At 60.8% G+C, this 19,017-nt stretch carries 21 protein-coding genes; 5 read left to right on the plus strand and 16 right to left on the minus strand.

Annotated features, from left to right (window positions below; genetic code table 11):
- Positions 1 to 141: 141 nt before the first annotated feature.
- Positions 142 to 1,809, plus strand: coding sequence for a potassium channel family protein (locus tag V5N12_RS11155; protein ID WP_332899244.1), 1,668 nt, complete (start codon positions 142 to 144; stop codon positions 1,807 to 1,809).
- Here the strand turns inward: V5N12_RS11155 and V5N12_RS11160 are convergent.
- From V5N12_RS11160 to V5N12_RS11170, 3 genes are all read right to left on the minus strand, one after another.
- Entirely contained in the window at positions 1,806 to 2,378 is a 573-nt protein-coding gene (locus V5N12_RS11160) for a DUF998 domain-containing protein (protein ID WP_332899245.1), read from the minus strand. The two genes, V5N12_RS11155 and V5N12_RS11160, sit on opposite strands and share 4 nt — an antisense overlap.
- 111 nt (positions 2,379 to 2,489) lie before the next feature.
- A complete protein-coding gene (locus tag V5N12_RS11165; protein WP_332899246.1) occupies positions 2,490 to 3,941 on the minus strand; it encodes a PH domain-containing protein in 1,452 nt (483 codons plus the stop codon).
- Positions 3,938 to 4,432, minus strand: a complete 495-nt coding sequence (locus tag V5N12_RS11170; protein WP_332899247.1) for a PH domain-containing protein — start codon at positions 4,430 to 4,432, stop codon at positions 3,938 to 3,940. Before V5N12_RS11170 ends, V5N12_RS11165 begins: the two co-directional genes overlap by 4 nt.
- 164 nt (positions 4,433 to 4,596) lie before the next feature.
- Here V5N12_RS11170 and V5N12_RS11175 point away from each other — a divergent pair, with 164 nt between their 5' ends.
- The gene (locus tag V5N12_RS11175; protein WP_332899248.1) at positions 4,597 to 5,061 is read left to right on the plus strand and encodes a DUF6069 family protein; all 465 of its coding nucleotides are present in this window, start codon (positions 4,597 to 4,599) and stop codon (positions 5,059 to 5,061) included.
- A gap of 36 nt (positions 5,062 to 5,097) precedes the next feature.
- Entirely contained in the window at positions 5,098 to 5,745 is a 648-nt protein-coding gene (locus V5N12_RS11180) for a helix-turn-helix domain-containing protein (RefSeq protein WP_332899249.1), read from the plus strand.
- Positions 5,746 to 5,945: 200 nt separating this feature from the next.
- Here the strand turns inward: V5N12_RS11180 and V5N12_RS11185 are convergent, their stop codons facing one another.
- The 7 genes from V5N12_RS11185 to V5N12_RS11215 all read right to left on the minus strand — a co-directional run bounded on the left by V5N12_RS11185 (position 5,946) and on the right by V5N12_RS11215 (position 13,819).
- Entirely contained in the window at positions 5,946 to 6,920 is a 975-nt protein-coding gene (locus V5N12_RS11185; protein ID WP_332899250.1) for an aldo/keto reductase, read from the minus strand.
- A 30-nt stretch (positions 6,921 to 6,950) separates the two neighbouring features.
- Entirely contained in the window at positions 6,951 to 8,006 is a 1,056-nt protein-coding gene (locus tag V5N12_RS11190) for an ABC transporter permease (protein WP_332899251.1), read from the minus strand.
- On the minus strand, positions 7,999 to 9,762 hold the full coding sequence (locus V5N12_RS11195) for a PrsW family intramembrane metalloprotease (protein ID WP_332899252.1): 1,764 nt from the start codon (positions 9,760 to 9,762) through the stop codon (positions 7,999 to 8,001). The genes V5N12_RS11190 and V5N12_RS11195 overlap by 8 nt, the downstream gene beginning before the upstream one ends.
- Positions 9,759 to 10,634, minus strand: coding sequence for an ABC transporter ATP-binding protein (locus tag V5N12_RS11200; RefSeq protein ID WP_332899253.1), 876 nt, complete (start codon positions 10,632 to 10,634; stop codon positions 9,759 to 9,761). Before V5N12_RS11200 ends, V5N12_RS11195 begins: the two co-directional genes overlap by 4 nt.
- 92 nt (positions 10,635 to 10,726) lie before the next feature.
- The gene (locus V5N12_RS11205) at positions 10,727 to 10,960 is read right to left on the minus strand and encodes a transcriptional regulator (RefSeq protein ID WP_332899254.1); all 234 of its coding nucleotides are present in this window, start codon (positions 10,958 to 10,960) and stop codon (positions 10,727 to 10,729) included.
- Between the two features lie 191 nt (positions 10,961 to 11,151).
- Positions 11,152 to 12,492: an aminotransferase class III-fold pyridoxal phosphate-dependent enzyme gene (locus tag V5N12_RS11210; protein WP_332899255.1), complete on the minus strand. Its 1,341-nt coding sequence runs from the start codon at positions 12,490 to 12,492 to the stop codon at positions 11,152 to 11,154.
- A gap of 52 nt (positions 12,493 to 12,544) precedes the next feature.
- The gene (locus V5N12_RS11215) at positions 12,545 to 13,819 is read right to left on the minus strand and encodes an MgtC/SapB family protein (RefSeq protein WP_332899256.1); all 1,275 of its coding nucleotides are present in this window, start codon (positions 13,817 to 13,819) and stop codon (positions 12,545 to 12,547) included.
- An 84-nt stretch (positions 13,820 to 13,903) separates the two neighbouring features.
- On the opposite strand from V5N12_RS11215, the gene V5N12_RS11220 reads away from it, so the two are divergent.
- Positions 13,904 to 15,061 carry an AI-2E family transporter gene (locus V5N12_RS11220; protein ID WP_332899257.1) on the plus strand — a complete coding sequence of 386 codons (1,158 nt, stop codon included), beginning with the start codon at positions 13,904 to 13,906 and terminating at the stop codon, positions 15,059 to 15,061.
- Positions 15,062 to 15,097: 36 nt separating this feature from the next.
- Here the strand turns inward: V5N12_RS11220 and V5N12_RS11225 are convergent, their stop codons facing one another.
- On the minus strand, positions 15,098 to 15,370 hold the full coding sequence (locus tag V5N12_RS11225) for a helix-turn-helix transcriptional regulator (protein ID WP_332899258.1): 273 nt from the start codon (positions 15,368 to 15,370) through the stop codon (positions 15,098 to 15,100).
- 244 nt (positions 15,371 to 15,614) lie between these two features.
- On the opposite strand from V5N12_RS11225, the gene V5N12_RS11230 reads away from it, so the two are divergent.
- A complete protein-coding gene (locus V5N12_RS11230; RefSeq protein WP_332899259.1) occupies positions 15,615 to 15,896 on the plus strand; it encodes an amphi-Trp domain-containing protein in 282 nt (93 codons plus the stop codon).
- Between the two features lie 156 nt (positions 15,897 to 16,052).
- Here the strand turns inward: V5N12_RS11230 and V5N12_RS11235 are convergent, their stop codons facing one another.
- From V5N12_RS11235 to V5N12_RS11255, 5 genes are all read right to left on the minus strand, one after another.
- Positions 16,053 to 16,199 (minus strand): hypothetical protein, encoded by a 147-nt coding sequence (locus V5N12_RS11235; RefSeq protein ID WP_332899260.1) that lies wholly within the window; start codon positions 16,197 to 16,199, stop codon positions 16,053 to 16,055.
- Positions 16,200 to 16,237: 38 nt separating this feature from the next.
- Positions 16,238 to 17,167, minus strand: coding sequence for a DUF1028 domain-containing protein (locus V5N12_RS11240; RefSeq protein WP_332899261.1), 930 nt, complete (start codon positions 17,165 to 17,167; stop codon positions 16,238 to 16,240).
- Positions 17,168 to 17,205: 38 nt separating this feature from the next.
- Entirely contained in the window at positions 17,206 to 17,601 is a 396-nt protein-coding gene (locus V5N12_RS11245) for a DUF7528 family protein (protein WP_332899262.1), read from the minus strand.
- A 159-nt stretch (positions 17,602 to 17,760) separates the two neighbouring features.
- On the minus strand, positions 17,761 to 18,753 hold the full coding sequence (locus V5N12_RS11250) for a sulfite exporter TauE/SafE family protein (protein ID WP_332899263.1): 993 nt from the start codon (positions 18,751 to 18,753) through the stop codon (positions 17,761 to 17,763).
- 2 nt (positions 18,754 to 18,755) lie between these two features.
- On the minus strand, positions 18,756 to 18,905 hold the full coding sequence (locus V5N12_RS11255; RefSeq protein WP_332899264.1) for a DUF7512 family protein: 150 nt from the start codon (positions 18,903 to 18,905) through the stop codon (positions 18,756 to 18,758).
- Positions 18,906 to 19,017 lie beyond the last annotated feature (112 nt).

Here is a 19,017-nt window from a genome sequence, read left to right on the forward strand (position 1 = left end):
TACTGTCGGGACCGAATCATGTATTTCGGTTGGGGAAGGGCGGTCGTGGTTTGGCTGCCGTGCACACCGAACACAGACAGTATCAAAACGCCGTTTGTGACCCGAATTGTTTTACGCCACTCCGCGCGAAACAAGAGACAGATGGTATTTCGGCGCGTCGTCAGTTCGAACCTGTTCAGCAGAGAGAGCGGCCGCCGTAGACTCTTCATCGTCTATCTCCTCACCTTTCTCGGCGTTCTCATCGCGTTCACCGTGACCTACAACACGGGAATGCGCGTCCTCGAAAACGACCCGCAACCCATTTCGGATTCGCTCGTCGTGGTCGTAGAGACGTTCACGACGACCGGCTACGGCGAAGACGCGCCGTGGCAGACGCTTCCGATGAAGGCACTCGTCGTGTTCATGCAGTTTACGGGCATCTTCTTCGTGTTTCTCGCCTTGCCCCTGTTCGTCGTGCCGTGGATCGAAACCCGCCTTTCGATGCGCGCGCCGAATTCGGTCGAGGAACTGGCAGATCACGTCATTATCTGTGGTTACACGCCACGCGGCGAGACGCTGATTGCCGAACTCAAACACCGCGACATTCCGTCAGTGGTCATCGCGGCAAACCGCGAGGAGGCAAACGTGCTCTACGAAAACGGCGTCCCGGTCATCTACGGCGACCCCGAGACGAACGAAACGCTCAAAGCCGCGAACATCGCCAAAGCGCGCGCCATCGTCGCAGACGAAGATGACGAGACGAACGCGAGCATCGCGCTCACGGCGAAAGACGTCTGTGACACGCGCGTCATCACGTTCGTCGAAACCCACGATGCCGCCCGCTACCACCGCTATGCCGGTGCCGACTTCGTTTTCTCACCGCGCCGACTCGTCGGTGAAAGCCTGGCGAACAAGGTGACGACGACGCTCAGCACAGAACTCAGGGACACGGTCGAAATCGCAGATGATTTCGAGATTGTCGAGTTCTCGGTGCAAGAAAACAGCCCGCTCGACGGCGTCTCCATTAGACAGAGTCAGATTGCAGAGAAAACCGGTGCGAACATCATCGGCGCGTGGCTCTCCGGTGAGTTCGTCAGTCCGCCGCCGCCAGAGACGGTCATCGACGAACACACCATGTTGCTCGTCGCGGGTCACGGAGACCAACTCGAACAGGTCAAAGGCCTCACGCTCTCTGAAACCCGTCAACACCGCCGCGGGGCGGTCGTCATCATTGGCTACGGCGAAGTCGGGACGGAAGTCGCCCGCGCGCTCGATGCGGCGGGCCACCCGCACACGGTGGTCGATATCGTCGAGAAAGACGGCGTCGATATCGTCGGTGACGCCACGGACGAAGAGACGCTGCAACGGGCGAACATCGGAGAAGCAAGCGCGGTGATTCTGGCCCTTCCAGACGACACCGTCTCCGTGTTCTGTCTGCTCATCTTGCGCGAGCACTTCCCCGACATCGAAATCTTAGCCCGCGCAGAGGAGACCGACAGCGTGCGGAAGATGTACCGTGCTGGTGCAGATTACGTCCTCGGGCTTGCCACCGTGAGTGGTCGGATGCTCGCATCGACCATCTTAGAAGAGGAGGTGATGACGTTCGACAAGCAAATCGAAATCGTTCGCATGAGCGCACAGAATCTCGCAGGCCAGACGATAGCAGAGGCAGACATCCGCCAGCGCACGGGGTGTACCATCATCGCCGTCGAGCGAAACGGCAGCGTGCTCACCGAGGTTGGGCCATCGTTCGTCATCCAGCGAGACGACGAACTCATCGTGACCGGGCTTGACGAAGACATCAATCAGTTCTCTTCGCTCGCAGGCTAGGGCAGTAGCCGACGGGCGGTAAACACCAGCCAGAGGGCGAACACGCACGCGCCGATGAACTCGGGGACCGCAAGCCCGCCGCGCGTCAGCGGGCCTTGGGCGACCCAGACCAGCCACGTCATGATGTTTGCGATGCCGAGCCAGATGCTTACCAATCCGCGTCGCGGCGTGCCTGCGAGCACCGACCCGGAGCCGTGAATCCAGAGGGCGAGCGTCGTGAACAGATAAAACGAGAGCGCTGCGGGGAAGTGGTAGGTCGTTCCCATCGGAAACACGCCGACGAGAAACAGGCCAGCCAGCGCGAGTGAGAGAAGGAGGACGCCGACGTGCTGGAGGCGGTGTACACTCCTGCGAAAGGCCACGACGAGAAATGGGATGGCAAGGAGACTCCCGAGCATCAAGCCACCGTTGAACAGCCACGCGGTTTCTGCGCCCATCGCACCGAGATTAGAGAGCGCGCTGCCCGACCACGTAAACGTCGGAGAGATGAGCGTGCCGAGTAGAATGGCTCCGAGGGTAACCGTGGGAGCAAGAACTCCTGCTAAGCCGCCGACTCGCTCTGTTTGCATACGTATTCGAGATAACGATTCGAGAAAAAGCTGCTGGTGTCAACCGGTGTAGATGTCCGTTTCTGGGTTTCCCGGCGCCTTCGACGGGCTTCGACTCCTCGGATTCGGCGATTAGCGGACTGACCGCCGCGCTACGAGCGACTGGTGGAGGCGGTCTGCGACCGTCTCTCTGAGTGTCATCGCCGTCTGTTCGTCGATATCCACAGCCCGCGCGTTCGCGCCCATGATGCTTCGCCCGCCCGCGGTATCGACGCTCAACGTGGCAAGGTCGCGTCGGCGCTGGAAAATCGTCTCGCTGGTCGCCACCGTCTGGACACGGTAGTATGGGACGATTTTCGTGGTGCGCACCCAGAACCCGGCGCGCGTTATCACGTAGTCGTCGGTGAGTGCGTAGCCCAGATTCTTCCACTGGTAGTGCGCCGCGACGGGAGTAAGGACGACGCCCACGAGTGGCACCCACCACGCGATGTCGAAGGCGAAAAACTGCACAGCGGCGTACAATAGCCCGGTCGCCACGAGGAGCACGAGCGTGTAGCGCACCGCATAGCGTTCGCGGGCGCGTTTTGGCGGGCGTTCGAAGCTGGGCGTGCCGAACGGTTCGATGGTCTGTGCGAGCGAGTAAACGCGCTCGGTGGGGGCGAGTGGAATCGCCGCCTCGGAGCCCCCGCCTGCGCCCTGGCCGGGTGCGTAGCCTGCCGTCTCGACGCCGAGACTCGCGTGCGAGACGAACCGCTGGAGGACGTTTTCGCGTATCGTGAGCGCCTGTACCTTATCGAGCGGAATCGTGCCGTTGTACCGCTGGAGGAGCCCGCGCTCGTAGCGCAGGTCGCCGTTCGCCCGCGTGAGGCGAAACCCGTAGTAGTTGGCAACCGCCGCTGCGCCGCTCGTCACGACGGAGAGGAGAATGAGCGCGACGACCCCGAGTGGGGCGGCGAGGATGAAGCCGGTAACCGGGTCCGTGAGGACGAAGCGCGACACAGTCGGCGCGACGACCGGAACTGCGAGACTGAGCAGCGGGACGAAGCGTAAATCGAGCGAGACGAACGCGAGCAGCGCAAGCTCTCGGGATGTAATTTCGTAGAGCAGCGCCGTTTCCTCGGGTGGTTCGTCTTCGGCCGCCTCACCGCGCTTGAGTCGGGCAACGTCGTCTACGAGCCTGCTGGCTGCGGCCGTGGTTACGTACTGGAGGGTTGCTTCGGTCGAACTCCCGCCGGCGGTTTCGACGCGCACCTCCGCGATGTCGAGCGCGCGCTGGAACAGATTTTGGTGGACATCGACGTTCTGGATGCGCCGAAGGGGGATTTCGCGGTTCGTCCGCGAGAGCACGCCAGAGGTAATATCGAGTGAGTCTGCGGTGAGCGTGTACTCGAATCGCTGGTAGTAGCGCACCTGATACCCGACGAGGAGCCCACCGCCGAGCACCAACAGGCCACCGAGCGTGGCGAGGCCAACGTCCATGCCGAACATCGACGCAGAGCCAAAGCCAGCGAAGATGAGCACCCACACGAGTCCACCGGCGAACCGCGCGAGGCGGTAGGGAATCGAAACGGGGCTGAGTTTCATACAGCGTCCTCGGGTTCTGCGTCGATGGCGAGTTCTTTGAGCTGGTCTTGGAGGCTATCTGCGCCGTCGGGGGTGAGGCCGGGAATCGTCACGTCCGCCCCGCGCGACCCGGCGGTGTACACCACGGCGGTTGCGAGGCCCACGAGGCGTTCGAGTGGGCCGCGCCGGGCGTCTACGTGCTGGACGCGGACGAACGGTACCACCGTGTTCACGCGGGTGAACACGCCGCGTTCTAAGTAGAGATAGTCGTCGTACAGCGCAAAGCGCCAGCGCCGGTAGCGCGCAACCGCGAGGAGGCTGCCAACGAGCGCGAGAACGACGAACACCCCACCACCGAGCAAGAGAGCTTGCGGCGAAAAGCCGTTTACAAACGTCGCGGCAGCGACAGCGACACCGCCGAAAAAGAGGGCACCGACGAGTGCCTGTCCAATCCAGAGCACCTGAACGCGCCCGTGGAGGCGGTGAAGCGTTCGACCAGTGTCAGATTCCATTGGTGCTGTGTGGGCCGCCACGGGTGATAAACGTGTGTCCGAGAGCGGTTCACACGCGCGAGCAGTCAGCACATGCCTGTCTCGAATCGGGCGGCCGTAAACCGCCGGTGGGTGCGGGCGCGTGGAGGACAACACTGAAATTCGTTCGTGCCTATTGATAGCGTATGGCATTGGGGGCTGAGTCACCGGAAGCGCGTGTCACCTATGCGCGGGTAGACTACCTCTTTCGTATCGGCATCGTCGTCGTCGGCGTCGCCGTCGTCGCGACGACGGTTGTACGAGGGGTCGCGGGGATGTTCGGCGTCATCCCGGCGTCGTTTGCCCCGCTCTCGTGGTCGCAGGTGACTGGCGTGAGCGTCGTTGGCTCTGCCGGTGGCGTGTTCGCCTATGCGCTACTCGACCGCTATACGGCCCACCCGCGACGGAATTTCATCACCGTCGCGGCAGTGATACTCCTGCTTTCGACCGCGCCGTTGTGGATTGCCGGCCGGATGACGGGGGCCACCATAGAGAGCGTTCTCGTGCTCGCACTGTTACACCTCGTCGTCGCGGTCGTGACGGTGGGGTTGCTCGTCCGAATGGACCGCGGAATCGGGCGTGTCAACCCAGCAACTGCAGACGATTCCTGAGAAAGTTATTTTCTGTATCCGCGCGATATACCTCCTGTGAGTGTTATTGCCGAGTTTACCATCCCGGCGTCAGAATTTAATCTCGGGCGAGTGTTGCACACCGACGAATCGATACAAATCGACCTCGAACGGGTCGTCCCCACCTCAGAGGAGATTATGCCCTTCTTCTGGGCGTCTGGCGGTGATTTAGCCGCGTTCGAACAGTCCGTCAGAGACAGTCCGATTGTCAAAGAGCTAACGCGACTCGATGAGGTTGATGGCTCGGTGTTGTATCGCGTCGAGTGGACCGAGTCGATCGAGAGTCTGGTATACGGCATCGCAGAGTCACAGGCCACGATTCTGAAAGCCCACGGCAACGAACGCTGGGTGTTCCATCTCCGCTTTGGCGACCACGCACACCTCTCTCAGTTCCACGACTACTGTATCGAACACGACATCACGTTCGACCTGACCAGAGTGTACACCCTTGCAGAGACCGAAGACGCCTTCGAGTTCGGACTGACGCCCGAACAGCGCGAAACGCTCACCCTCGCCCTCAACCACGGCTACTTCGACGTTCCCCGTGAATCGACGCTCGCAGACATTGCAACACAGTTAGACATCACCCAGCAGGCGGTCTCAGAACGGGTTCGACGCGGGACGAAATCAGTCCTCACAGCGGTGTTGTTAGAAGAGCGTACATAAAGTCCCTGAAATAACAAGCAACGCTAGGATAGTCCCTGCCTCAAACCTACAACTGTCGGGTACCGCCGTGGCCACTTGTGCCACACTTGGGGTAGCGTACACCCGACGGATTTGGGGAAAAGGGGCCGCTGTCCGGGGGTCTCCGGGGTCTCAAGCCGCGGAGACCCGCGCCTAACCTCTCGGCGCTGGACTTTTACTGCCTATTCGTGTCCGGCAACCCGCACCGGTTGGTACGGTTCTTCTAAGTAGTCCATGTCACTTTCTGACAGCGAAATGTCGAGCGCAGCGACGGCTTGTTCTAAGTGTTCGATGCTCGTCGTCCCGATAATCGGCGCGTCAACCCACTCTTTGTGTAACAACCACGCGAGTGAGAGCTGTGCCATCGTGACGCCCTTCTCTGCTGCGACCTCCTCTACGCGCTCGTTGATGGTGCGGCCACCGCCTTCGAGATAAGGGTGGATGCGCGCATACCGGTCTGATTTCCCGCGCGTGGTGCTTTCGCGTTCCCGGTGTGGGCGGGCGAGGTAGCCCCGGGCGAGCGGACTCCACGGAATCACGCCGACGTTCTTCTTCTCACAGAGCGGGAGCATCTCGCGTTCCTCCTCGCGATAGAGCAGGTTGTAGTGGTTTTGCATCGTCACGAAGCGTTCGAGGCCGAGTGCTTCGCTCGTGTGCAGTGACTCTGCGAACTGATGGGTCCACATCGAACTCGCGCCGATGTACCGGACTTTCTCCCGGCGGACCGCATCCGACAGCGCAGAAAGCGTCACGTCGATTGGCGTGTTGTAGTCCCAGCGATGGGTCTGATAGAGGTCGATGGTGTCCATCCCGAGCCGGTCTAAACTCGCGTTCAACTCCTGTTCGATACCCTTTCGCGAGAGGCCACTCGAATTGCGGTTTTCGTCGTCCATCTCGAAAAAGACCTTCGTGGCGACGACGTTCTCTTCGCGGCGGCCTTCGAGAGCGTTGCCGAGGATGCGCTCTGATTCACCGACCGAGTACATGTTCGCCGTGTCGAAAAAGTTGATACCCAAGTCGATTGCACGCTCGATGATGGGGAGGCTTTCGTCCTCTTCTAACACCCAGTCACGCCACTTCGGGGTGCCGAAACTCATACAGCCAAGACACAGCCGACTGACCTCCATACCCGTCGAGCCGAGGGTGGTATACTCCATGCCAACAGCACACAGACCAGAACCAAAAAGCTACAGTTGGTCTTTGCCCGTTCGGCGCGCGAACTCGCGGAGCAAGCCGAGACAGAGCGCACCGACGACGAGTGCGCCAGCCACGCTGATAAAGGAGATGGGAGCCGCGCTGTCGATGGCGAGGCGTGCAATCGTCGATGACGGGTGCTCGGGGAGGAACACCAGACTGGCGAAGAACAACAGCAAGCCAGTCGAATACGCAAGCTGCGACCGTTGGCGGTCGCCAAAGAACAGCGCAATGCCAGCCCCACCGCTCACGACCACCAGCGTGAGCGCGGTGACGAACACGAGCAGCAACCCGACATCGGAAATCGAGATGCCGTTTACCGTGAGCAACACCAGCCATAGGGCCACCTGCGCGGGCGCAAGGACGACGGCGGCAAACAACTTGCCATCGACAATATCGACCAACGTAATGGGGGCAACCCGCAGGAGTTCGAAGGTTCCGCGCTCGCGCTCTTCGGTGATGGAGTCGACGACGAGCGACCCGCTGATGAACACCGGCAACAGACAGAGCAGTGGGAGTAAGATGGTATAGGTAAAGCCGAAGTACGGACTCGCAGACACCTCTGGCGGGAGGTTCACTGGCGTCGCCGAAAGCTCATTCTGACGCGCGACCCGCTCATCGCGTTCGAGCGCTTCGAGTACCTCACGAACCTGTGTGACGATGAGCGTCGTGCGCAGACTGCCTTTCGGCACGACTGTTTCGACCCCGATGCGGTCGTCATCGCGCTGATTCGCAAGTAAGAGCGCATCGACACCCCCGTTCTCGAAGGCGCGTTCGGCTTGGTCGCGGCTCTCGAAAAAGCGCGCCCGGCTTCCGCGTACCGACCGCACGGCATCTTCGACCGACTCGCTTGCATCGCCTGCGACGCCGACGGTGACGATTTGGCCGTCAGAGACGCTGCCGGGGTCGTACAGCGAGACGAGTCCGACCACCAGAAACGACGAGAACGCCGCGATGAACAACTGGATGAGCAGTGCGAGGACGATGGTTTTCTCGCTCGTTATCGCGCCCAACTCCCGGCGCGTGATGGCGAGGCGTGGGTCACCCAAACTGCGTCACCACCGTGAGGTTGTACATCGTGTGGACGAAGATAGCCACCCCGAGGGCGACCGCGTAGGAACGCGCGCCACGCGCGGCCCCTATCGCGGAGATGGTCGCCGTCACGACGTGGAGCGCGAGCGGAGCGAGCAAGAGTCCGAGCAGCGCAAGGCCGCTCATATCGACGCCCGTGAAGGCGACGCTTCCCAACTGAAGTTCGGGAAGGCCGACGATTTGGCTGATGAGCGTGAGCTTTTCAGCGAGGAAAAAGCCGAGTCCCGAGAGTCCGCCGAGTACGAGTGCGAGCGAGAATCGGCGGTCGAACTTCGCCGTCTCGAAGCCGGCGTAGATGTGGATGCTCTTTGCAAGTTCTTCGACGAGCGCAATCAACACCAGCAACACCGGTATCGAGAACGACATCGGAAGCGCGAACAGCGTCGCAATCGCCATCAGTTCCGCAACGAACACGAACGGGATGAACAGGATTGAAAGAAATGCGATACTCCGCCGGCCGCGGATGCGACTCGAAATCGCGTCGAGCGCCTTCAGGTGGACCGCCCGCTGGGTGAACATGTCCTCCTCGCGGTAGACGCCGACACCGAGGGTGAACAGAACCCCCGCGGTGAGGTAGAGCGGGAGCGTCGCAAAGGCGTACTCGCCCGCGGTGATGGCTTCAGACTGTAGGTCGCGCACAACGAGCGTGAGCGGCGAGATGAGCGCAATCGCGTTCAGGTCGGTGAAGATGGCTGGTACGAAGGCGTAGGTCGTGAGAAACACGCTGATGGCGACCGTCACGAAGGTGAGTTCCTTGAACGATCGGGCGAACATCCCCGCGAGGAACGTCGACGCGAGGAACACGAGCGCGAGCGGGATGACGGCGGTAATCGAGACGAGGCCGCCGCCGATCGCGAGCGCGATGACCGTCGTGATAGTCAGGGCCGCGGCGAAGTAGGGGAGCGTCTTTCCGGCAACGATGTCGTAGCGAGACACTGGCGCGACGAGCAATAGCACGCCCCGGCGGTTGATGCGCTCTTTGAGAATCGAGCCACCGTAGGCCTGTATCACGAAGTTCATCGGGAGGACGAACAGGAACGCGAGTGCCAGCGACTCGAAGGGGAACGGCGGCGCGATGTCGCTCGGTGTGTCGCCCGTACCGCCGCCGAACAGCGCGTCGCTCACGGACTGGTCGTTCTGTGGAATGGGCGTCGTCGCACCCCCAGCGCCGCCAGTTCCGTCTCCTGCTTCGGTTCCCTGTCCGGGTGACTCTCCGCCCGCCGGTTGGTCTGCTGTCGTTGGTTGAGATTGCCCCACGTCGCCCGGCACGACCACCTCACCCCCGCCGCGGTTGGCGTAGGTGATGGAAACCGCGACCGGGAACGCCGCAGATTGGTTTTGCTCTGCTGCCATAACGCGGTCATTGTAGCGTCCGACGGCGCGTCTGAGTTCTGCGAACGCGGCGCGACCTTTCGGGGTGGGACTCACCCGAAAACCCCCGTCTTCGATGGTGATTTCAACCTCTGTAGACCCCGGTTCGCGGATGTCGAACGTCGGATCTGCGGCGACGGGGCCGTAGTACGGACTCGACTCATCGACGCTCACACGGTAAATCCCGCGGTCTAAGGCGACGCCGTGGCCGACAGCGGCCGCAGAGACGACGCCGAGGAGGGCAATCGCAACGACGCCCGCGACGAGGGTTTTCCGGTCGATGCCCCCGGCCCCTTTGGTCACCTCCCAGCGGGCAATGCGTAGAATCTTCCGCGGGTTCACGCCGTCGTCGCTCCTTTCGCAAGGTCGAGGAAGATGTCTTCGAGACTCGGTTCGTCGGTTCTGAGGTCAACCACGTCGCCGCCTGCGGCCTGTGCCGCGTCTCGAATCGCGTCCACCTCGGCCATGCTCTCGACGACAACTTTGTGTCTGTCGCCATCGGGCGTCGTTTCGCGCAGCGGAACCGAAGTGAACACGTGGTAGGCCGTCCGGCCGTGCGTTTCTCGAATCTCCCCGACGGTTCCGCGCGCCACAATCTCCCCCTTGTTCATGATGACGAGGTGGTCACAGATGCTTTCGACGTGAAAGAGATTGTGCGCGCTGAAGACGACGGTCTTGCCCTGCGCGCTCAGGTCGCGGGTGAATTCGAGCACGTAGTTCGTCGTGAGCGGGTCTAAGCCGCTCGCGGGTTCGTCGTAGATGAGGACGTCCGGGTCGTTTACGAGCGACCGCGCGATGGCAACCTTCCGGCGCATCCCTTTCGACATATCACCGAGCCGCCGGTCGCGGTAGGCGAGGTCTAAGGCGTCTAAGGTGTCTTCGATGCGCTCGTCGGCCACGTCGCGGGGCACATCGTAGAGGTCTGCGAAAAAGCGGAGATAAGAGTTGGGTGTCATCTCCTCGTAGAGCGGCGACTCTTCTGGGAGGTAGCCAAGTCGCGTCCGCATCTCCGGGTCGTCTGCGGGCAGGCCCGCGACGGTTGCCGTGCCGTTCGTCGGCGTGAGGAGTCCGGCGAGCATCTTGAGCGTCGTCGTTTTCCCCGCCCCGTTTGGCCCGATGATGCCAAACACGTCACCGGGTTCGACAGAAAAGCTGCTGTCAGAGACGGCGACGAATCCGCTGTACTCTTTCCTGAGATTTCGAACCCGTATCATTCATTCGAACTGTACGAACGCAAAGACAATGTAGTTTTGCTACAGGAAAAACACCCGAAAAACACGTGCCAGACCGCGAACTGCGCCGCTAGTTATCGTACGACCATCATGTCAGAGACGTAGTGGAGATCCTCGCCAATCTCCTGTCCCTCACAGTCCTCTGTCGGACATCGATAGTACCACCCATCTCGTGTCGCCCGTCGTTCTGCAAATCGCTCACCACACTGCGAGCAGAACAACTGCGCGTCAGAGCAGTTGTCCTGGTGGAGCTGTAAGTCCAGTTTGCTGGTGAACGCCCGTTTGCAGTTTCGGCACGTGTGAACCATGCCTTACCCATACGCCTGCGAGGTAATAGAAACTCCGTTCTGTAATTCGACACAGTATGTCTAGCCCTAACATACGCTAGTTTCAGCACACTCAACGGGTGTACGTCGGAAACGCAGATTTCTTCAAAACCAACATATCACAGAAAATAAGATTTTACCGGGGTCGTGAATACGCCGTTCCTACCGCGACGTTAAGCTGCGTTGATAGCTTCGAGCAGGAGGTCTGCGCCGAGCGCCATCTCGCGCTCGGTCACGTCGAGTGGCGGCAGGAGCCGAACCGTCTTGTACCCACAGCCGAGGATGAGCAAGCCACGCTTCAACGCTTCGTTAATTACCGCATCGCGGCGCTCGCGCGAATCGAGCTCGACGGCGAGCATCAACCCGAGTCCGCGCACGTCGACAACCTTCTCGTTTTCCGCGTCAGCGAACTGTTCTTTCAACTGTTCACCGCGCGCTGTGGCGTTTGAAAGCAGGTCGTACTGCTCGATGGCGTCGAGAGTAAGCGTGCCTTGCATCGCCCCGAGGATGTCACCTGCCCCCCACGTCGATGAAATGCGACCTTTCTCTGCCGGGAACACGTCCGAACGCGAAACGGTCGCGCCGACGCGAAGCCCCTTCGCGCAGGTGATGACGTCTGGCGTGATTGGGTAGTGGTCAGAGGCCCACAGTTTCCCGGTGCGACCGATTCCCGACTGAATCTCGTCTGCGATGAGCGTGATGTTGTACTCCGCACAGACGTCCGCAATCTCCTGCATGAACGCGTCGCTCGGGATGTTGTACCCACCCTCACCCTGGACGGGTTCCATGATGAGGTAGGCGACTTCTTCGGGGTTGATGTGCCCCTTCTTCGGGTGCAGGCGCTTTCGCAGGGTTGAGGTGTTTTCTACGAAAAAGCCACAGTCACACGAGTCGGGCGTACAGGTTCGGTCCGAACAGAACGGCGCGTCGTGAATCCCTGCAATCTCGGGGTAGTGGCGGCGATACACCTCTTTCGAGCGGTTGAGCGAGAGCGCGCCGAGGGTGCGGCCGTGGAACGCGCCTTGGAACGTGAGGCCGTACTTCGCGCCGCCGCTGTTGTCATAGCAGATTTTGATGGCGTTTTCGACGGCTTCGGCACCGCTGTTCGAGAGGAACACGGTGTCCATGTCGTAGTGGGCGGTGATGTCGGTGAGCCGGTCCATCAGGACGGCTGGGCCGGGGATTTGTGGGTCGTCAGGGGTGCCTGCGCCGGCAACGTAGAAATCTTGGCCCGCAATCTTCATCGGGTCGACGAGGTCGAACCGTTCGAGTTTCTCCATGAGTTTCGGGTTGTTGTACCCGAGGGGGGCAGCCCCGACGTGGCTCGTGAAATCCATGAGCACGTTGCCGTCAACGTCGGTACAAAACGGCCCTTCCGCGTCCGCAGTGATATCCCATACAAAATCGTAGACATAGGTGCTCGGCGCCGCGGTTTGCTGGTGGTATGACACCCATTTCTGGGCGCGTTTTCCGGGCAACTCACGGACCTGTGGTCGAGCAGTCTCTCGGTCCATGCACAAACTGTGCTACAAAGCGTGATAAACTTGGTTGCGATACCGGCGAAATTTAGAAGGTGACGAGCAGGGTCATCACGGTCGCCGCGACGAGCAACACCGCGCTCCAGATACCAACGCGCAACGCGAATTTGCGGCTGGGCCCAAAGGCAACGAGCGCTGCTTTCACGAGGATGCTTGAGGCCGTTGCGATGAGAATACCGACGATTGCCGTGTCGTAGGACAGTCCCCCGGTTCGGTAGAGCACGACCGTCGAAGTGGTGACCCCCGCACTCGACACGAGCCCCGAGAGGACTGCGGTGACATAAAAGCCAATCGTGCCGAACTGGGCTTCCGCGAGGCCGCCTGCGACGATGATGACGAGGAACATCGCGCCGAAGCCGAGGGCGTTTCTGAGCGAGAAGGGGTTGTCGAGTTTCATCTCGACTTTCTGCGACCAGTCTGCGGTGTACGCCGCGACGAGCAGGCTACAGAGGATGACCGCACCGAGCGGGGCGGCCGCACCCACCAGAACGCGGTCTGTAGATAGCGTAAACCCGATTGCGATGAGCAGGTTGCGAAGCGCCATCGCTGCATCCGCGAGGAGGATGGCAGCAACCGCATACGAGGTGGCGTCGGGGCGCTGGCGGACGTGGTCCATCATCGTCCCGACGACGGCGGTCGAAGACGCAAGCCCACCGAAAAAGCCCGTGACCGCAATTCCGCGGCCGCCGTAGCTCTTGACGATGGCGTAGTTCGCGATGCCAATTCCGGCGACTGTGACGACCATGAGCCAGACGACTTGTGGCTCTGCGGCGATGCGAATCCCGTTCAGGTCGAAACCAATCGGTTCACTCGGGAGCAGCGGAAAGATGACGAACGCGAGGATGGCGAACTCCGTGGTCGAACGCACCTCTTCACGCGACAGCCCCCATGCGAAACTGTGCAACTCGCGTTTCAACACGAGCAACAGCGACGAAAGCATAGCCACCGCCACGCCCTCGATGATGAGGCCGCTTGCGACGAGCGAGCCGACGCCGTACGCGACGAGCATCGACGTGGAAGTCGTAAGCGAAAGCCCCTTCTCTTCGTCTTTCAGCCCCTGGAACGCAAGGAGGACGCCTTGGACGATGATGAGCAGGCCACCCACCACGAGCAGTAGGTCGGTGTCGAGAATCGTGAACACCGCGGCGAGCAGGCTCGTAAGCGAAAACGTGCGAATCCCCGCCGACTTCTGCGACCACTCACGTTCGAGACCAAGAAAGAGACCGAGCGCTCCGGCGAGCGCGATGCGAACCACCGTGCTATCGAGTGGTGCGAGTGCAAGTTGGGCAACGAAATCAGTCACTTCGGTAGCATTCTCTGCCGGGTGCTAAAAATCTCCGCTCTGGCCCCACGAACGTTTATCCACCACGCACACAAACCGAAGGACATGGTTGGTACGGACATGGACCGCTCGCGCTTTGGCTGGTGGGCTATCGGAGCGGTTCTCGGGATTGCCCTGCTGTTTGTCTTTTACTCGTTTATCGGCACGTTCGTCTTTGGCGTGTTCATCTACTACGCGACGCGGCCCATCTACGACCGGATCAAAACGCGCATCTACCCCCGCTCGCTCGCCGCCTTTGTTGCGTTGTTCACCCTTGCCCTTCCGGTGCTGGTGTTGCTTGCGTACTCCATCGCAATCGCGCTCCAAGAGTTGAGCACCGTACAGAACACGGTCGAACTCGGCCCGATTTCGTCTGCCGTCCAGCCGTATCTCGACGTCTCGACCATCGTCGATGACCCCGTCTCGTATCTCGAAACCGACACCGGCATCGAAACGCTCCGAGAGATTCTGGATCAGGGACTCAACTACACGGGGTTCATCGGCAATCTCCTCTTACACCTGTTCGTCATGATTGCCCTCGCGTTCTACCTCCTACGCGACGGCCACAAGATTACTCGGTGGTTCCAGAGCCGCTTCGGTGACGAACGCGGCGTGCTCGAAGCGTACCTGAAAAACGTCGATGAGGACTTTCACAACATCTTCTTCGGGAACATCCTGAACGCGGTGTTGACCGCGATTATCGCCGTGCTCTCGTATTCGGTGCTCGACTTCATGAGCCCACCCGGTCTCTCCGTTCCCTACGCCGCACTCATTGGCTTGCTCGCGGGCGTGGCGAGTCTCATTCCCGTCGTTGGCATGAAACTCGTCTACTTCCCCGTGACCGCGTATCTCGGAATCGTGACCGTGCTCTCCGAGGAGCCACAGTTCTGGTTCGTCATCGTGTTTGCCGCCGTTTCGTTCATCATCGTCGATACGCTCCCTGACTTCGTGCTCCGGCCCTACGTCTCGGGGCGAAATCTCCACGTCGGTGCCGTGATGTTCGCCTACATCTTCGGGCCACTGTTGTTCGGGTGGTACGGCATCTTCCTCGGCCCAATCTTGCTCGTGCTCCTCGTCCACTTTGCACGGATAATTCTCCCAGAGCTCATCGTGGGCACACAGATTCAGCCGTATGCAGTCGACCCGACGTATCTCACAGAGCCACCGGAGCAGGCGGCCTCTGTGGATGCGACGACCGACGGTGGCGAGCCGTCGGCTGAGTAAACCTGATTGGGAGAAACGCAGAGACCAGAATACGGTTTATTCGATGTAGCGCGCTTCCCAATCGTTGCGCGCTTCGATTTCGCGGCGGCCGCGTCGCGTGAGCGTGTAGAAGTTCGTCCGTCGGTCGCGCTGTCCCTTTTCGACGAGGCCCTTGTCGACAAGGGTGTCGAGATTTGGGTAGAGCCGCCCGTGGTGAATCTCTTTTTCGTAGTACTCTTCGAGTTCTTCTTTGATAGCGAGCCCGTGAGGGTCTTCGCTCCCAGCGATGACGTAGAGGAGGTCTCGCTGGAATCCTGTCAAGTCGTACATCTTTGCTTTCAATCAGACATATTAACCCGAATAGGATAAACATATCGGGCGATAAAAACGTGGATGGGCGGTTATCTTTCTTGTACTTTGCCACAAATATAGAAACTATTTAATTCTTGATGCGTGGGACAAAAGGTGTGAATTTGATACTGACAGTCTGAACTGAATGTTACTGGGCGTGGTGGGAAACAGTTAGTGGGCGGAGCCTCGCTACTTATCTGACTGGCTCTCGTAGGAGAGAGGGATGCCAGAAGAAGTGTTATTCAAGTCAGAGCAGTCACAGACACGCGCCGAGGTTGCGACCTACCTGCGCACGATTGCAGACAAGCTCGATGCAGGAGACGAGGTCACCCTCGTGTCCGGGGGCGAATCGGTCAGTATGAACCCGCCCGCGCGGGTCACCTTCGAGGTGAAAGCAGAGCGCGAAACCTCACGAGGCGGGAAAAAGGGCGAACTCAGTTTGGAGTTAGAACTCGAATGGGACGAAGGTGCAAGCGACGAAGACACGTCGCTCTCAATCTCGTAGAGATCATCAAAAGGTAAGCAACGCCTGAGGGAGCGGCCCCCAGGCATGCTTGCCGCCCTGAATTGGTCCCCGCTGACGCTTCGGCCCTCCAATCGAAGCGTCAACTGGATAAATTCCAGTATGATACATAAAAGTACCGAATGCGGTGGGAACAGCCTATATATACTCCTCTTCTAACACCCAGCCGAGCGCGCGCTTATAGTAGGTGAACATCTGTTTGACTCCCTTGTGATTCATGTCCTCGTCGTCGAGTTCTTCGGCGAGAAATTCGTACTGGGCGCGAATTTCCTCTTCAGAGCGCATACGATTCGCTACACACGCGGGGCAAAAGTACCTGTTCCCTACACTCGGTCGAGCCGTGAAAGGCCGTGCCAGAGCGCGTTCACGAGTCGTTTCTCGCCCGACCCACTCGCCGCGTCCCACCCGCGGGCGAGAGCGTCTTCGATGACCGCGAGGTTGTGGTTCTCGAAGTTGTTGAGGCCACGAAACTGTTCGAGGGCCTCGCGTTCGTCTGCGCCGAACGCCTCGTCCGGCGTACCGTCGTAGAGTCCCATCGCCGCGAGCGTCTCTGAAACCTCCTGTGCCGTCTTGCCAGCTAGCTCGCGGGTCTCCTCGGGGGCGGCGCGCGAGAGCAGCGTGATGTCGTAGAGCCGAAACACGCGCTCCAGTTCGTCAATTGGGGTTTCGTGGTCGTCGACGCGCACGTCCACCCAGCGGTCGTTCCCGCCGTCGTAGCCGCCCTCGGGCTTTGCGATGTACATCGCCGCGCTCTGCTCGCCGCGCTTGTCGCCGCCCGCGTCATTTCCAGCGTGGAGCGCCGCCAGCAGTTTTTCGGGCAGCCCACCTGTCGTCTCCTCGAAGGCGGCTGCCATCGCCGTCAGCGTCTCCTCGCTCACGAGGATGTTGCCCTGGACGGAGTAGTTCTCACCCTGAATGTCGCCCGCATAGTCGAAACACTCGTCGCCCGTAAAGGCCGCGACGGAGCCGTCTTGGCCGATGACGCCAACCTGTCGAGATGCCGCTTCGTCGTCTGCGGCGGTGAGTTGCTCGATGACGGCTTCCGCGGACTCACCGTCGCGGAGCAGTGCCAATCCCTCCGGCCCGTAGGCGACGTTTGCAAAGCTCTGGGTTGCAATTGCCCCGGCATCGGCGCTCACGAACGGGACGACGGAGCCGACGCTGATGAACTTCGAGTGGACGGCGACCCCGACGGCGTCAGTGTCGGGGTCGCGCGCAACGATTGAGAAGGTGGCAGGTCGTGGTTGTGGCATACCGAAGTCACAACTGGCAGGCGCAAAAGCGTTCGGCGCTAGCCGACTTTTCGCGCCGTGAGCGGCTGTCTGCATTCGAGTCGGCAGTCGAACGCCGGATGCTCCACGAAGTGACGCAGTAGCATGTGGCGGCGGCCACCGGTCAGCCCCGACCGACTCAGGTCGTCGGCGGTGAACGCCTCGGGGAGGCGGTCGTAGAGTCGTTGCAGTTCTCGAAAGTCCTCGAACACCTTGCTGTGACCCGCAGACGTCGCACCGCGTCGGGCGACGACGTAGGAACCGTCTTCGCGGTACGTTCCGGACGTGTAGACGTACTCGCGGGTTTCGGTAAGTGCGTCTCTGAGCGCGTCGCGCAGGCGGGTGGCGGTCGCTCTCGAAAGAACGGTCGTTTCGTCGTTTACGTGCAGGACGGTACCCTCGGGTGTGCTCGTCACAGAAACAGTTTCATCGCCGGAGAATTTCTCGACCAGTCGCCTCGCGGCGACTTCGAGTATCCTCTGGCACGTCGGAGGTGAGTGTCTCACTCGACATTGTACGCCGTCGTACGCTGCCAGCCGGGATAAACGGTGGCGGTCAGGCAGCTAGAAGTGTCGTTAGTCGGCGAGGCTCTCTGCCCGACTTTCCTGTCTGATGTTCACCGCAGCGCGGTACAGAATCGCCCCGCTCACGAGAATTGCCGCGCCGAAGATGAGCGCCATGCTCACCGTCGAGAGCAGGTCGATGGCGTACACTGTACCAAGTTTCTTGCTCGCAACGGCGAGTGCGCCTGCGAGCAACATGGCGGCGAAGTAGCCCTTGATGGCGTCTTCGTCCACCACGTCAGTTGCGGCCGCGCCGACACGCGCACCGAGCGCGCTCCCGGCGAGGAGCGTGGTCACGACGGGGAGGGAGACCGCGCCTTCCTGTGCGTAGCGGAACGCACCGAACGCCCCGGAGATGGTGATTTGGAACACGTCGGTGCCGACCGCGACTGCCGCCGGGACGCCGAGACCGTACATCATCGCGGGCATGAGGAGGAACCCGCCACCGACGCCGAGGAATCCCGAGAGGATACCGATGGCGAAGGCGATGGTCAGGCCGACCCAGATGGACACCTCGATGTCGCCTTTGAGTGTGATGACTGGTGGGAGTCGGACGCGGCGCAGTGCCCGGAGAATGGCCGAGTTGTCTTCGCCGTCGCCGTCGTCTGCGGTGCGGGCGTCTCTGAGGACGAACAGCCCGACCGTGGCGAGCAAGACGACGTAGGCGACGCTCACAACCGTGTCTGCGAGCCCCGCGGCTTCAAGGACGAGCACGAGACGCTTGCCCACCTCGATGCCCGCGGTCATGCCAACGACGAACATCGCGCCGAGTTTGTAGTCAACTTGTCCGAGGTCGCGGTGTCTGAGCGCGGCGATAATCGAGGTACCGAACACGAACGCGAGGCCGCTGCCGACCGCGACTTTCGCCGGATAGCCCATCACCAGCAAGGCAGGCGTGACGAGGAACGACCCGCCCATCCCAAAGAAGCCAAACAGGATGCCAATGAGCAGACCAAAGCCGACGAACAACGCGGCGAGGCCGAGGCTCAAACCGAGAATTGACACACTCAGTCACCCTGTACGGTTTCGTTGAGCGTCGGCCCGGCGAGGCTCGTGAGGGTGCCGTAGCCGACGTAGAGCACCAACGCCTCGCTCAGGACGAAGCCAACGGTTGCGGCTGCCTGCGCGGTTGCCGGGAGGGTTTCGATGCCGAACATCAGCTCCACCCCCCGAAGCGAGTGCGGTGTGTGGTGGGTCGAATCATGCGGGTTAGGGTGTGCGGTGAGTTCATCGTGGTAGTTGTTTCGATTTTGGGATTTATGTACAATA

It is taken from the genome of Haladaptatus sp. CMSO5, from assembly GCF_036689885.1.
Lineage (GTDB): Archaea > Halobacteriota > Halobacteria > Halobacteriales > Halococcaceae > QDMS2.

Excerpts from the sequence above, each read along its gene's own strand:
- V5N12_RS11155 (WP_332899244.1), top strand. The coding sequence starts at position 142 with ATGGTATTTCGGCGCGTCGTCAGTTCGAACCTGTTCAGCAGAGAGAGC.
- V5N12_RS11160 (WP_332899245.1), bottom strand. The coding sequence starts at position 2,378 with ATGCAAACAGAGCGAGTCGGCGGCTTAGCAGGAGTTCTTGCTCCCACG.
- V5N12_RS11165 (WP_332899246.1), bottom strand. The coding sequence starts at position 3,941 with ATGAAACTCAGCCCCGTTTCGATTCCCTACCGCCTCGCGCGGTTCGCC.
- V5N12_RS11170 (WP_332899247.1), bottom strand. The coding sequence starts at position 4,432 with ATGGAATCTGACACTGGTCGAACGCTTCACCGCCTCCACGGGCGCGTT.
- V5N12_RS11175 (WP_332899248.1), top strand. The coding sequence starts at position 4,597 with ATGGCATTGGGGGCTGAGTCACCGGAAGCGCGTGTCACCTATGCGCGG.
- V5N12_RS11185 (WP_332899250.1), bottom strand. The coding sequence starts at position 6,920 with ATGGAGTATACCACCCTCGGCTCGACGGGTATGGAGGTCAGTCGGCTG.
- V5N12_RS11200 (WP_332899253.1), bottom strand. The coding sequence starts at position 10,634 with ATGATACGGGTTCGAAATCTCAGGAAAGAGTACAGCGGATTCGTCGCC.
- V5N12_RS11205 (WP_332899254.1), bottom strand. The coding sequence starts at position 10,960 with ATGGTTCACACGTGCCGAAACTGCAAACGGGCGTTCACCAGCAAACTG.
- V5N12_RS11210 (WP_332899255.1), bottom strand. The coding sequence starts at position 12,492 with ATGGACCGAGAGACTGCTCGACCACAGGTCCGTGAGTTGCCCGGAAAA.
- V5N12_RS11220 (WP_332899257.1), top strand. The coding sequence starts at position 13,904 with ATGGTTGGTACGGACATGGACCGCTCGCGCTTTGGCTGGTGGGCTATC.
- V5N12_RS11225 (WP_332899258.1), bottom strand. The coding sequence starts at position 15,370 with ATGTACGACTTGACAGGATTCCAGCGAGACCTCCTCTACGTCATCGCT.
- V5N12_RS11230 (WP_332899259.1), top strand. The coding sequence starts at position 15,615 with ATGCCAGAAGAAGTGTTATTCAAGTCAGAGCAGTCACAGACACGCGCC.
- V5N12_RS11235 (WP_332899260.1), bottom strand. The coding sequence starts at position 16,199 with ATGCGCTCTGAAGAGGAAATTCGCGCCCAGTACGAATTTCTCGCCGAA.
- V5N12_RS11240 (WP_332899261.1), bottom strand. The coding sequence starts at position 17,167 with ATGCCACAACCACGACCTGCCACCTTCTCAATCGTTGCGCGCGACCCC.
- V5N12_RS11255 (WP_332899264.1), bottom strand. The coding sequence starts at position 18,905 with ATGTTCGGCATCGAAACCCTCCCGGCAACCGCGCAGGCAGCCGCAACC.